General features: G+C 34.8%; 9 protein-coding genes. 6 read left to right on the top strand and 3 right to left on the bottom strand.

Translation table 11 applies throughout. The features are described from left to right. Positions 1–69 precede the first annotated feature (69 nt). Both KO527_RS01545 and KO527_RS01540 read left to right on the top strand, forming a co-directional pair. Positions 70–3,207 carry a two-component regulator propeller domain-containing protein gene (locus tag KO527_RS01545; RefSeq protein ID WP_216038640.1) on the top strand — a complete coding sequence of 1,046 codons (3,138 nt, stop codon included), beginning with the start codon at positions 70–72 and terminating at the stop codon, positions 3,205–3,207. Between the two features lie 169 nt (positions 3,208–3,376). Then, a complete protein-coding gene (locus KO527_RS01540) occupies positions 3,377–3,535 on the top strand; it encodes a PspC domain-containing protein (protein WP_216038639.1) in 159 nt (52 codons plus the stop codon). Positions 3,536–3,626: 91 nt separating this feature from the next. On the opposite strand, the gene KO527_RS01535 is transcribed toward KO527_RS01540, so the two are convergent. Further along, positions 3,627–6,623 (bottom strand): ATP-binding protein, encoded by a 2,997-nt coding sequence (locus tag KO527_RS01535; RefSeq protein ID WP_216038638.1) that lies wholly within the window; start codon positions 6,621–6,623, stop codon positions 3,627–3,629. A 252-nt stretch (positions 6,624–6,875) separates the two neighbouring features. Between KO527_RS01535 and KO527_RS01530 the strand changes: the two genes are divergently transcribed. After that, a complete protein-coding gene (locus KO527_RS01530; RefSeq protein WP_216038637.1) occupies positions 6,876–8,156 on the top strand; it encodes a S8 family serine peptidase in 1,281 nt (426 codons plus the stop codon). 218 nt (positions 8,157–8,374) lie between these two features. Here the strand turns inward: KO527_RS01530 and KO527_RS01525 are convergent, their stop codons facing one another. Both KO527_RS01525 and KO527_RS01520 read right to left on the bottom strand, forming a co-directional pair. Continuing rightward, positions 8,375–9,004, bottom strand: coding sequence for a hypothetical protein (locus tag KO527_RS01525; protein WP_216038636.1), 630 nt, complete (start codon positions 9,002–9,004; stop codon positions 8,375–8,377). A 93-nt stretch (positions 9,005–9,097) separates the two neighbouring features. After that, complete coding sequence (locus tag KO527_RS01520; RefSeq protein ID WP_216038635.1) at positions 9,098–9,985, bottom strand: TraB/GumN family protein; 888 nt, start codon at positions 9,983–9,985, stop codon at positions 9,098–9,100. Positions 9,986–10,577: 592 nt separating this feature from the next. Here KO527_RS01520 and ilvG point away from each other — a divergent pair. The 3 genes from ilvG to KO527_RS01505 are packed head-to-tail and all read left to right on the top strand — an operon-like array spanning position 10,578 to position 13,411. Next, positions 10,578–12,227 (top strand): acetolactate synthase 2 catalytic subunit, encoded by a 1,650-nt coding sequence (gene ilvG / locus KO527_RS01515; RefSeq protein ID WP_216038634.1) that lies wholly within the window; start codon positions 10,578–10,580, stop codon positions 12,225–12,227. Beyond that, positions 12,224–12,469: an acetolactate synthase 2 small subunit gene (gene ilvM, locus KO527_RS01510; RefSeq protein ID WP_216038633.1), complete on the top strand. Its 246-nt coding sequence runs from the start codon at positions 12,224–12,226 to the stop codon at positions 12,467–12,469. The genes ilvG and ilvM overlap by 4 nt, the downstream gene beginning before the upstream one ends. A gap of 27 nt (positions 12,470–12,496) precedes the next feature. Next, entirely contained in the window at positions 12,497–13,411 is a 915-nt protein-coding gene (locus tag KO527_RS01505) for a branched-chain amino acid transaminase (protein ID WP_216038632.1), read from the top strand. Positions 13,412–13,512: the final 101 nt, after the last annotated feature.

Below are 13,512 nucleotides of genomic sequence, written 5' to 3'. Positions count from 1 at the left end.
TAAAAGACAGCCTTTTTTTTATATTGTTTTTAGTTAAGATAGTTTTATTACTTATCATAGTTGTTATTTATGAATTCGAAATTCAAACTTTTTGCTAGTTTTATTTTTCTCTTCTTTTTTGTTTGTAATTTAGCTGCGTTTGAACCTGATTTTTTTAAAAAGCTACCGACAAATTTAGATGTTTCTCATCAATCAATTCGTGCGATAACACAAGATCAAGATGGGTTTATTTGGCTTGGGACTCATGAAAGTTTAAGTCGTTTTGATGGTTATCAATTAGTTTCATACCACCATAATCCAGATGAAAAAAACTCTTTAAGTCATAACATCATAAGCTCCTTATTAACTGATTCTCAAGGTCAGCTTTGGATTGGTACACGAGGAGGGGGGCTTAACTTATTTCAACCTAACAGTAATAGTTTTGCGCGTTTTGTAGAGCATACTAAACAAAACTCCCTTAGTAATAATAATGTCACTTTACTCTTTGAGGACTCACAGAGTGACCTTTGGATTGGCACTGAAAAAGGGTTAAATAAGTTAATTCATGGTACTGAAGTTATTAAAAACATTGCCAGTGAATTGACTGATGTGAGTGTAAGAGCATTAATTGAAGTGAATAATCAACTATGGGTTGGTACAGAAAACGAAGGTATATATGTTTATTCTTTATCAGGGAAGTTAATCTCTAAATTAGTTCATAATAATGAAAATCCACATAGCATTCCAAGTAATATAATCAGAGCTTTATTACATGATATTGATGGTAATATTTGGATTGGAACAGTCGAGGGAGGATTAAGCCGTTACCAGCCATTAAATGGAACATTTACCCACTTTAAACATAATTCTAATGTAGATAATTCATTAGCAAGTAATATAGTAACCACCTTATTTCAGGATAGTGATAATCGTATTTGGGTTGGGACTGATAAAGGTTTGAATTTATATAATGCGCAAACACAAGGGTTTCAAAGTTTTATTCATGCTAATAACGATATTAACAGTTTATCTAACAATACCATTCTTAATATTTTTGAAGATAAAGGGAAAATGATTTGGTTGGGCACGTTTTCAGGCCTTAATAGGTGGGATCCTAATGTTGCAACATTTAAACAGTTCACCTTACAAAATAAAAGTGGTTTAAATAATAACAGCATTCATAAATTTGCTCAGTTAAACAGTAATCAAGTGCTCATAGCAACATATGGAGGTGGTGTGAATGTGCTTGATTTAAGGACATTGAACGTTGAACAGCCAAAGTATAACCAGTATTTGAATGACAAAAGGATAATGGCAATTTTGAATCATGGGAGTTATATTTGGCTAGGTACACGTGCATCAGGTATTTTTCGCATAAATAAACAAACGGAGCAAATAACTCACTATCAGCAAAATGATAATAACCCAAGATCATTATCTGCAAACAGTATTACAGATATTAAAGTTGATAACCAAGGTGTAATTTGGGTCTCAACCTATCATGGGGGGTTAAATCGCTTCGAAGATGAAGGGTTTAGTCATTATCGAGCAAGTAAAGGTTCACACTCTATAGCACTGAGTACTGACCGTATATTACAAATTCTACCTGATAAGAATCATATATTATGGTTAGCAACTGATGGTGGAGGCTTGAATAAACTGAATACTAAAACTGGAGATATTCAGGTTTTTAAACATGATCACAAGAATAAGAATACTTTAAGTAGTGATGTTGCTTGGACATTGTTTTTAGATAGCAAAGAGAACTTATGGATAGGCACGGAAGCCAATGGTTTGAATTTATTAGTTGCTGAAAATAAAATAAAAAATACTGCTGAATTTAAGCATATTAATATTAATCATGGCATGAAAACGAGTACTGTGTTTGGTTTGACAGAGGATGATAGTGGGTCATTATGGATGATTACCAATAAAGGCGTTTCACGATATTTTGTGGATGAAAAACGTTTTGTTCACTTTAATATTAGTCATGGTTTACTTGATTTAGAATATAACTTTCAGGCAATATTGCAAACTAAAAACAATCAATTATTATTTGGCAGTGCAAAAGGATTTAACATGCTTGATCCTGATATGTTGCTTTCAAACCAACATGCTCCGCAAGTACAGCTAACAGATATCTATTCTCTCAATACTAAACTTAAATTTAATAAACCTTTATCTCAATTAGAAAAAATAGAATTTGATTATACTGATAAGTTAATTGCATTCGAATATACAGGATTAGACTTTGCGTCACCTGAATCAAATCAATTTAAATATAGATTACAAGGGTTTGATAAGCAGTGGATTGAAGCAGGTAAATTAAGACGTGCAACTTACACCAATTTAGCTGCGGGTGAATATCAATTACAAATACGTGCGGCAAATAACTTTGGTGTATGGGGTGAAGCGGATGTTAATTTGAAAATAAAAGTGCATCCAGCTCCTTGGAATACTTGGTGGGCGTATGTGTTATATGCCAGCTTACTTGCGCTTTTATTACTAATGTACTCACGAATAATGACACGAAAATTAGTTGTTGAGCAGCAGCAAAGGCTCAAGCTTAAAAGTGAGGTTTATGAAAAAACCCAAGAGTTTAAAAATCAAAATATTGAACTGGTCGCACTAAATCAAAAGCTAGAAGCATCAGCGATATCAGATAAATTAACGGGTGCAAAAAGTCGCCGTTATTTAGATATTTATATTGAACAAACATCACGATTAATGACGCAAATACATCAAAATATTAGCCCAGCACAGCAGTCTTTATTACCTAGACTGTTTTTAATGTTAATTAATGTTAAATCAGAATCTAACCCATCTGATCGCGTACTTGTTAATGTGGCTGAATACTTAGGTTACAAATGTGCTGAAGATGATTTAGTTGTACGTTGGTCTGATGATATTTTTGCCATTATAGGATCTGAAAAAGATAATAATGTGAGCTTACTTGCGCAAAATTTAGCAGGCAAGCAAGATAATATTGCCTTAGAGAATGCCAGTTTAACTGTTGGTTATTCTTTCTTTCCATTTAATCGAGAGCGCCCACAGGAGCTTAGTTGGGATCATACGAGCATTATTGCTGAAGTTGCCCTTAATAATGTTCAAAATAGCCAGTGGCTGGGGATCTATCAGCCAATTGAGTATCCATTTAATTATAACCAGCTGGTGGCTGTAGAGGATATTACACAAATAAAACAGCTAGTGACTGTGAAACATCAATGATTTTCTATCAATCTAATTTTAAAGAGGATTATATCTTAAAGAGTATATTTATTTAGTTCTATCAATAAATTGATAACAACATGTGACACTGATATTCTGCAGGTAATTATATGAATCATAGGTAAAGTGATTTTTTCATTTAAATATTAATTATGAACAGGATTTCTATATGAATATGACAAAAAAAACTAAAAAGAAAATGGCATTAGGGTCTGAACCTATACTTATAGGTGTATGTGACGGAATCGCAAAATACTTCTCTACTGATGCAACACTTGTGAGAATTGTATTTGTTGCATCAACTATATTTGGGGTAGTGGTCTATTAATTTATCTAATCTGTTACTTTTTAATGCCTTGGTACAAAAATAAAGGAGAAATTAAAAAGGAAAATCTAAAATAGAGTGATAATAACCATTTTTACTCACTATTTTGCTTTTGATATTGCTTAGGCGTGCAGTCAAAACTTTCTTTAAAACAACGTCCAAAATAGGTCTGAGAAGTAAAACCAACTGCGAGTGCAACTTGACCTATTTGTTCTCCGTTAACTAATCTTTCTTTGGCTTTCTCTAATCTAAACTCTTTGATGTAATTATTTGGACTAATATCCAGTAAGGTTTTTAGTTTCCTTTGAAGTTGGCGTTCACTTACGGCTAGTTCTTTAGCAAGCAAGTGAATGTCTAAATCCATATTGGTATATAGCTGGCTAGTGACTTCTGCTAGTTTTATTAAAAACTTATCTGTTTGTGTTTCGCAAATATCAACCTCAGCTGATAGTTCAATGGCCGTTTCTAATGTGTCTTTTTTGTTATTGTTTTGCAGATCTTTTTTAGCATGAGCCTGATGTATTGTTTTAAGCTGTTTACGGTTTTCTATTAAGCTATTAATGCGTACTAACAATTCTTGCTGATTAAATGGTTTACTGAGATATTCATCGGCTTTAAGCTCAAATCCTGAAATCCGACTATCTAAATCTCCTCTAGCAGTGAGCATAACAACAGGAATATGATTAGTGAGCTCATGCTCTTTTAATGCGCTCAAGGTAGCAAAACCATCAATGCCAGGCAGCATTAAATCACATACTATAATGTCAGGAATGGTAGAAAGGGCGAGTTCAATGCCGCTTTCACCGCTATCAGCCAAAATACAATGATGTTGTTGCTCTATGACACGTTTAATATGTGTTTGCATATCGGCATTATCTTCAATAACCAGTACAACTTGTTGTGAGTTTTTATTTTTTGTTATTTGCTCTTTAGGTTGTTGCACAATTAAAGAGCCCACTTCTTGTTCTGAAAAGCTATGTGGTATATCTGTTTGAGCACCTTTTTGTTGGCTTGTGGGAATAACTAAAGTAAAGCGGCTACCAGCACCTTCTTCACTGATCAAATTAAGTCGCCAACCATGCGCTTTAACTAATTCATTAACGAGTGATAATCCGATACCAACACCAAAAGTGGATTTATTCATCACTTCATCTGCACGATGAAAACGTTGGAATATTTTATCGTGTAAATTGGCATTAATGCCTATACCTGTATCTATGATATTGATAAATACTTCGTTGTTTTCACTATATACACTGACTTTAACTGAGCCACCTTTAGGTGTGTATTTAATCGCATTAGCTAATAGGTTAAAGAGGATTTTTTCAAAGCTTTGGGCGTCACATTCAATATAAGTATCATCACAAATATCAAATTCAAACTCTAAACCACTTTGTTTAGCTAAACGTGAAAATGACTGAAGTGGCATTTGCATTAAGGGCTTTAATGAATATGCTAATTTTTCTAAAGGCGGTGTATCAGCTAACCTTGAAAGTTCAAGTAGTTGTTCAACCATACGAACTAACCTGAGTCCGTTACGTTTGGCTGTGGTGAGTTCGGTTACTTCGTTTTGATTTTGGCTACCTTCCAATTGATGATCGATAATGCCATTGATAATCGTCAGTGGTGTTCTGAGCTCATGAGAGATATTGGCTATAAAATTGTCTTTTGATTCTAGATTTTTTTGCTCAGCTAGCTTACGGGAAGTTAAATCAATAAAGGTTAATACTACTAAGGGTTGTTCAGCACGTTCAGCCCATTGAAATGCTGCATTTGCGGGGAATTGATGTTGATCTGATCGCAGTGCAATACACTCTTTTGAAATACCTTGCGTGTTTCTTTGTAGTGTATGTAAGTTACTCTGAAAGTTAAAAAATAATTTTATTTCATCATTTGGTGCAAATAAAATATCAGCATGGGATTGTAGTAATTCATCCTCAAGCCGCTGAAATAATTGTACTGCAGCAGGGTTTGCGCTCAGAATTTTTCCTGAGATATTACAGGTTAAAATGGCATTATTTGATGAACTCACTATGGCTTTTTCTTCACTGTAAGTAATTTCATCGCTCAAACGAGAGATTTCAGAAATTAAATGCTGATTTATTTCTTGTTGCTGGTTTAACTGTTTATTGGTTTTTATCTGTGTATTTTGTTGTGATTTAATAGCGCTATATAGCCAACAAAATGCAGCTATGGTTAATAAAATGACTAAGATGCTTTGCCCTATATTATCAACAATAAAGCTGGGTTTTATATCTATAGCAATAAGATGGGTAAGCGGTAAAGCAATAAAAAAGACTAGATTATAAAATGGAAAAGCAGTCGATTTATTACTTTTAATATTTCTTTGATAATGTTCTTTAGATAATAAACACCCAGCTAAAATCCAAATTAAGCTCATTACTATCAATAAATACTGCCAAGTTAATATTTCGGCTGGGGTTGCATCAAGTCGTTTATAAAGCCCTAATCCATGACTCATACTTAATGATGTTATTGCTAAAGTAAAACATGCATACACCCAACGCCAATATTGATTAAGCGCATACTTTAAGTTGTAAATAAGCTGGGCTAACAGCAAACAATCAACTAATAAATAAAAATAGTGAGAAGGCAAATAAGTTAAATAGGCTGATTGTGAAAAGTTGGCTGGCAAGATAATAAAGTAACTAAAACTGACTACGACAAATATGCTTCTAGGTAGTAAACCAATTGCAATTTTAGAGACCGGTACTAAGCCTAAATTGGGATTAATTTCAATTGCGATTAAAGCAAACAAATAAAATACTAAATATAAATAATCAGTTACTAAAAGCTGATTTTTAGGTGAAAAGCTTTCTGTTGGTATAAAAGTTAACAGTAAACTACTACCCATAGCTAATAAACAAAATTGCCAAAACATTTTTTCAGACTTTGAAAAGTTAAGCCTTAATAAGTTTAATAAAGCTAAGCTACAACCAAACGTTAAAGCTTGAATCGCAGTTATAAAAATAGAGATAGCTTGTGGCTGTGCTAATACTTGGCTTAATACACCTAAAGACATGCAGCTAATTAAAATAACAATTAATAATTTTGAAATGGTGATTGGCAATATAACCTCAGCATGGCATTTTTATCTAGCTAGAGTTGCTAGCATATCAATAGAATCTTTAACATCAAGTTAACAATGTTTGAAACGCGTATATTTGAATAATTTATTTGAAAAGTCGTTTAATGACGAATAATTGTCGTTTATTTACTAGGGGGATTTTTAATTTACGCCCATGATAAAACTGTAATTTGCAATGGAGCAGTAATAATTGCAACTAGAACTTATCAATAATAAATAAAAATAGGGCAAGATATGAAATTTCAAATAAAACACTTAGCAGCAAGCATATTAGTTTTATGCGCGGGCTCTGCAGTAGCAGCAAATAACAATACTAAATTAGATGTGATTGTAAAATTAAAATCTGATTTAGCAGTTGCAGGACATCAAGCAAATAAAAGCAATGCAAAAAACCTAGCTGCGGGTATGGGCGTGGGTGCTGTAAAGCATGCTTATGGTAGTGCATTTTTTGGCTTTTCGGCCTCAGTAACACAAGGTCGCTTAGATGCATTACGCAATAACCCTCATGTTGCTTCAGTAGAGTTTGATGGCGAAAAAACAATAAATAGAGGTAAACCTGGTGGTGGTACGACTCCGGCTGCTCAAGTAATGCCTTGGGGTATTGCACGTACTGGCGCAGATGCTAATTCAAATGAAGGCGCTGGAGTACATGTTTATGTACTTGATACCGGCTTAGATTCTGACCATAGTGATTTGATTGCCAATATGGGCAATGGTATGGCGTTTGAACAATGTAAAGGTAAAGGGTGTAATGAATCATGGGATGACGACCATGGTCATGGTACACATGTAGGTGGCACAATCGGCGCTGTAGATAACGATATTGATGTTGTTGGTATGGCATCTCAAGTCACTTTACATGCAGGTAAAATATGTACTAGTCGAGGTTCATGTCCTAACTCTAGTACCATAGCTGCACTGGATTGGGTAACTTCTGAGGTTCAAGCTCGTGGTGAAGCTGCTGTTGTTAATATGTCTATTGGTGGTAGCGGTAGTGTATCTGGTAGTTGTACTAATAATGGTTTTACAGGTAATGACGCATATCATGAAGCAATTTGTAATGCCCGTAATTCAGGTGTGGTAGTAGTTGTTGCAGCTGGTAATGATAGCGACAATGCCGCAAATTATACTCCAGCGGGTTATTCCGATACGGTTATTACTGTGAGTTCAGCAAAAGAAGGTGATGATTGGAATAGTTTTTCGAACTGGGGCTCACAAAGTGCTAGCTGGACAAGTAACAATTCAGCGCCAGTTGCCATTGCAGCACCAGGCGGGACAATACTATCTCTTAAACCAGGCGGTGGTACTGCAACTATGAGCGGTACTTCTATGGCGTCACCTCATGTTGCAGGTGCAGCAGCGCTTTATTTAGCTACGCACCCTCAACAAGCAAACGGTTCAGCATTTATTAATACTCGATCGGCGTTATTGCAAAATGCTGAAAGCACTAATAACTTTAATAATACCAGTGGCGACCCACATTCAGAAGATTTCTTAGATGCATCAAATCTATAAAACAGTCTCTTTGTAAATGTGCAAAGGCTTTGTGTAACAGCAAAGCCTTTTAAATGAGAGGTATAACTTAATCCTACATATAGAAGTGCTTGAACATAAAACTGCGATTGGTTTGTTGTAATTAATAGGTAAAACAGCATTAATAAGTTGATAAAAAACCAGCTTATGCTGGTTTTTTTGATTGGGAGTTTTGGATAACTAGATTTTTGCGTTAAGGGTTAGTTACGTACTTTTACGTCACCTACACCAACTTCTACTTCTATGCGGTATAAGCCTGAGCCTGTGTATGCACTAGAAGAACTTACCATTTGACGCTTTTGACTTGAGTCGCCTGAAAACCCTGAAATGCGAGTATCACCTACACCAGACTCTAAATCGATACGCTTAAAGTCATTAGTATCTGTATCAATGACAACTGAGCCTACACCTACATCAACTTCAACTGAATTTGATAAGTTATCAATTTCAACACTGCCAACACCTAGGTCAATATCAATCTCTGCTGAACGAGGCACTTTAATATGCCACTCTTGGTTTAAATCATCTTCGTCAATTTCTAATGTGACATGTGAGTTACTGATATTTTTATCTAGCTTTATGCTGCTCAAATCTTTATCTGAAGAAAACCAATTATTCCAGTTAGAGTTTTGTGGTTTTAATTCAATTTCTATTTCAAGTTGGTCGCCATCTACAATTTCAATATCAACACTGCCAACGGGAAATTTAATGTCTAAACTTTGATCTGCAGATAAGGTCAGGTTTTCTACAATGCGTTTTTGAGAGTCAGCAAAAGCAGATGTAGCTAATATAGATGCGATGATTCCTGATGCGATAAGTAATTTTTTCATTTTATTATTCCTTTTGCCTAACTTATTTCTGGGCTTTCTAACCGTTTAATAAGTTAGACGCAGGATTTTTAAAAAGGGTTTAAATAAAATTAATTATTTTTTAGTTATTTTATAACCTTGCTTTCTTAATTGTTGAATTAACCCTTGTTCAGAGGCTAAATGTAATGCGCCAACCGCGATAAATAAAGATTCGTTTTTAAATCTAGGTGCTAATTGCTTTAACCAATTTTGGTTTCTATCAACTAACATGACTTTCTCGCCTAATTTACCAAACTCATCTTGAGTGAACACTTCTTGATAGTATTTGTTTAAATCTTCAAGTGACCCATTTTTCCAGCTATTAATTAAGCTTTCAAAGTGAGTGTTCATATCATTTAACTGTTCAAAAGTATCTGAAACCATAACATCGTTATAAGGAGATAATTTACTGAAGATAGATAGTTGCTGTTCTAAAGTTTCAAGTTGCCCTACTTTGATTTTATTTCTATTAGCAAAAGCGATGATTTGTTTATCTATGCCATTATTTTCACTATAACCAGCGTTTTGATATTCCATTTGAGTAATGATTAACATCACAGCCCAAGGTCGCATGGTACTAAATAAGTTTATATCAATAGATTTTTGCTTGAAGTAGCTTTCTATAACTTGATAGTTTTTGGCTTTTAATTCTGATTTTAATGTTTTACCTGCAGGTAACATCATAAATGGCATGGTTTTAGATTGGATTTCGAAAGGTGTGAATTTAGAAATATCCACTTCGACAATCACTTCATCTGTTTCTTTTATGGCTGAAATTACTTTATTTGGTAGTTTTGCCATGCTGGCATCACCCACATGAACAGTGCCAAATATATATGACTGATTAAATGGTGAACCTTCTTTTTCTACTAACCAAAGAGAAGGTGACGCAAATATTGAAGTACTAAACGATATTAAAATTAATAGTGTGAATATATACGTGAGCTTTAATAAAAACTTCATTAAAAGTCCTTTTTGTTATTTTATAATCTAAAAGGTTATTTTTAAGTAAACAGTTCCACATGTCTATTAATAAACTGTATAAATGGAAATTGTTTAGTTATATAAGATTTAGTTATAAGTAAATTTATTAGAACTGAATATGCATTATCTTACGACTATTAAGGTTTATTATTTTTAATACCTTTGTATACAATGGATATTTAATTCTATATTTAAGTTTTAAATCTTATTAGGTGAATTAATTATCCCTTTGGATGTGTAATTTAAAATTATTTATATCTTGACATAAGCACATTAAAAAGTTAAAAATTAGCCAATAAATAAAGTTGAGATGAAAAACTCCTTTATTTTTTAACCGAATTTAAAAGTAAATTTTATAAAAAAGTGATTATTTATTAATGTTTAATACAACTAACTCTCTCGTCAAAATTATTATTATCGTGGTGATTATTATCACCGCGGGGGCGGGTTAGTGCTGTAATTTAAGCAAGAATAACTAAAACCCCTCGCACCTACTGGTTCGAGGGGTTTTTTGTTTTTAGGTTGTAAATTTTTAGTTAGCATTTTTTTAAGTACAGGGTTGGGATTGAGGATGACAGGCGCAGAGTTATTAATTGAGTTACTAGCCAAGCATGGTGTAAAAGACGTATTTGGTTATCCAGGTGGCGCTATTATGCCTATCTACGATGCACTTTACGGTGCGCCGGTTAAGCATTATTTAACACGCCATGAGCAAGCCGCGGGTTTTTCGGCTATTGGTTATACCCGCAGCACAGGTAAACTAGGAGTGTGTTTTGCGACATCAGGCCCTGGCGCTACAAACTTAGTGACTTCAATCGCAGATGCGATGATGGATTCAATTCCATTATTGGCCATCACAGGACAAGTTCCAACTGCTGCGATTGGTTCTGATGCATTTCAAGAAGTTGATGTTTTAGGTGTTTCTTTAGCAATCACTAAACACAGTTATATGGTTGAGCGCGCTGAAGATTTAGCTGAAATATTACAAGAAGCAATTCACGTTGCGACTTCTGGTCGCCCTGGCCCAGTATTAGTTGATATTCCTAAAGATATTCAATTAGCACAAGTTAATTTTAAGCCTTGGTTAGCTGCTGAAGATTATCAGCCTGAAGTTGACTTAAATGAAGTTGCTAAAGCGAATGAGCTACTTAAAAATGCTAAAACTCCAGTTGCTTATGTAGGCGGTGGTGTACATGCTGCAGATGCACAAGATAAATTAATGGCATTTTTAAATGAAACACAGATGCCTGCTGTGTCGACTTTAAAAGCGCTAGGCTCTGTATTACCTGATTACGAATATGATTTAGGCATGCTAGGTATGCATGGCGGACAAGCTGCTAACTTAGCAGTGCAAGAATGTGACTTATTAGTTTGTATTGGCGCGCGTTTTGATGATCGTGTAACTGGTAACTTAAGTAAGTTTGCTTCTAATGCAAAAATAATCCATTTAGATATAGATGCTGCTGAAGTGGGCAAACGTAAACCCGCTGAGGCATCTTTAATTGCAGATTTACATGATTCATTGCCTTTACTAGCGCATCCGCAAACGAATGAATCTTGGTTAATACATATAAAGTCAATGATGGTAAAACACGCTTGGCGCTATGACTACCCTGGCGAAAAGGTTTTTGCACCTTACTTATTAAATAAATTAAGCCAAACAATGCCAAGTAATGGTGTGGTGTGTTGTGATGTAGGTCAGCACCAAATGTGGGTGGCGCAACATATGAAGTTTAATAGTCCTAAAAATCACTTAAGTAGTGGCGGTGCAGGCACTATGGGCTTTGGTTTACCTGCTGCAATAGGTGTGCAAGTTGCTCGTCCTGATGACTTTGTTATCACAGTCTCGGGTGATGGTTCGATCATGATGAACATACAAGAGCTTGCAACGATCCGTCGTAATAACTTACCTGTGAAAATATTAGTAATAGATAACCAAAGATTAGGTATGGTAAGACAGTGGCAGCAAATGTTTTTTGAAGAACGCTATAGTGAGACTATCCTCTCTGATAATCCGGACTTTGTTGCATTAGCGGCTGTATTTGGCATTAAGGGTCAAACAATTACGAAAGCAAGCGAAGTAGATGATGCCGTTCAAGCATTAGTTGATTCAAAAGGTCCTTACATATTACATGCTTGTATCGATGAGCAAGAGAATGTTTGGCCACTAGTTCCACCAGGTGCAGCAAACGATCAAATGGTTACAGAGGTGAAAAAATGAAACATCAATTAAAAGTTGAAGTAAAAAATCAAAGTGTTGCAGTAGAGCGTTTTTTACGTGTTGTACGCCACCGTGGTTTTTCATTATTACAGTTACAGTTAGAAGCGGTTGATGATAAGTATTTTGTAAATATGACAGTGGATAGTGATCGTCCAATCCATTTACTTACATTGCAACTAGCAAAATTAATTGATGTTCATCAAGTAGAGTTAGCTGAACAAGCGCACCAGCAAGCAATTTAATAAATTTAAATATAAAGGGTATTTGTCATGTCAGATTTAATTTGGTTTAACGGTAAAATGGTTCCAGCTGAACAAGCTACAACAAGTGTATTGAGTCATGCTCTACATTACGGTAGTTCAGTATTTGAAGGTGTCAGAGCGTATGATACCCCTAAGGGCCCGGCTATTTTTCGTTTAACTGATCATATTCAACGTTTATATGATTCAGCCAAAATTTATCGCATGGAAATTCCTTATACACTAGAAGAAATTACACAAGCATGTAAAGACGCCGTAAAAGAAAACGGTTTAACAAATGCATATTTACGACCTTTTGCTTATTTAGGTAATGTAGGTTTAGGTTTAAACCCTAAATCGCATCTTGCCGAAGTATCTGTTGCTGCAATGCAGTGGGGTGCGTATTTAGGTGATGAAAGCTTAGAAAATGGCGTAGATGTATGTATTTCATCTTGGAATCGTTTAGCACCTAATACTATGCCAACAGCCGCAAAAGCAGGTGGTAATTACTTATCATCACAACTAATTTCAGGTGAAGCTAAACGTAACGGTTATGTTGAAGGTATTGCACTTGATACTAATGGTAATTTAAGTGAAGGTGCTGGCGAAAATCTTTTTGTTATCAAAAAGGGCATTCTATATACGCCACCAACAACGGCATGTATTTTACCAGGTTTAACTCGTGATACTTTGATGACATTAGCGCGAGAACGTGGTTATGAAGTTCGTGAAGAATCGATCGCTCGAGAAGCATTATATCTAGCTGATGAATTTTTCATGACGGGAACTGCAGCTGAAGTTGTTCCTGTACGTAGTGTCGATCAAATCCAAGTAGGTAGCGGTAAACGTGGGCCTATCACAAAAGAATTACAACAAGCTTATTTTGACTTAGTTAAAGGTCAATCTGAAGATAAGCATGGTTGGTTAGAATATATAAACGAATAAATCTATTACGCATCTTTATAAAAACCACGGCGTGGAAATAAAGAATAGTTTTGGGAATGAGGAAATGTAGCTAAATAGCTGCAGAAATAAATTGAGGTAAA

Origin of the sequence: Pseudoalteromonas sp. C2R02 (genome assembly GCF_018860845.1) — a bacterium.
Classification (GTDB): domain Bacteria; phylum Pseudomonadota; class Gammaproteobacteria; order Enterobacterales; family Alteromonadaceae; genus Pseudoalteromonas.
This window is presented reverse-complemented; position numbering and strand designations above follow the sequence as displayed.

Coding starts and splice junctions, on each gene's coding strand:
- KO527_RS01545 (WP_216038640.1), top strand. CDS start 70: ATGAATTCGAAATTCAAACTTTTTGCTAGTTTTATTTTTCTCTTCTTT.
- KO527_RS01540 (WP_216038639.1), top strand. CDS start 3,377: ATGAATATGACAAAAAAAACTAAAAAGAAAATGGCATTAGGGTCTGAA.
- KO527_RS01530 (WP_216038637.1), top strand. CDS start 6,876: ATGAAATTTCAAATAAAACACTTAGCAGCAAGCATATTAGTTTTATGC.
- KO527_RS01525 (WP_216038636.1), bottom strand. CDS start 9,004: ATGAAAAAATTACTTATCGCATCAGGAATCATCGCATCTATATTAGCT.
- KO527_RS01520 (WP_216038635.1), bottom strand. CDS start 9,985: ATGAAGTTTTTATTAAAGCTCACGTATATATTCACACTATTAATTTTA.
- ilvG (WP_216038634.1), top strand. CDS start 10,578: ATGACAGGCGCAGAGTTATTAATTGAGTTACTAGCCAAGCATGGTGTA.
- ilvM (WP_216038633.1), top strand. CDS start 12,224: ATGAAACATCAATTAAAAGTTGAAGTAAAAAATCAAAGTGTTGCAGTA.
- KO527_RS01505 (WP_216038632.1), top strand. CDS start 12,497: ATGTCAGATTTAATTTGGTTTAACGGTAAAATGGTTCCAGCTGAACAA.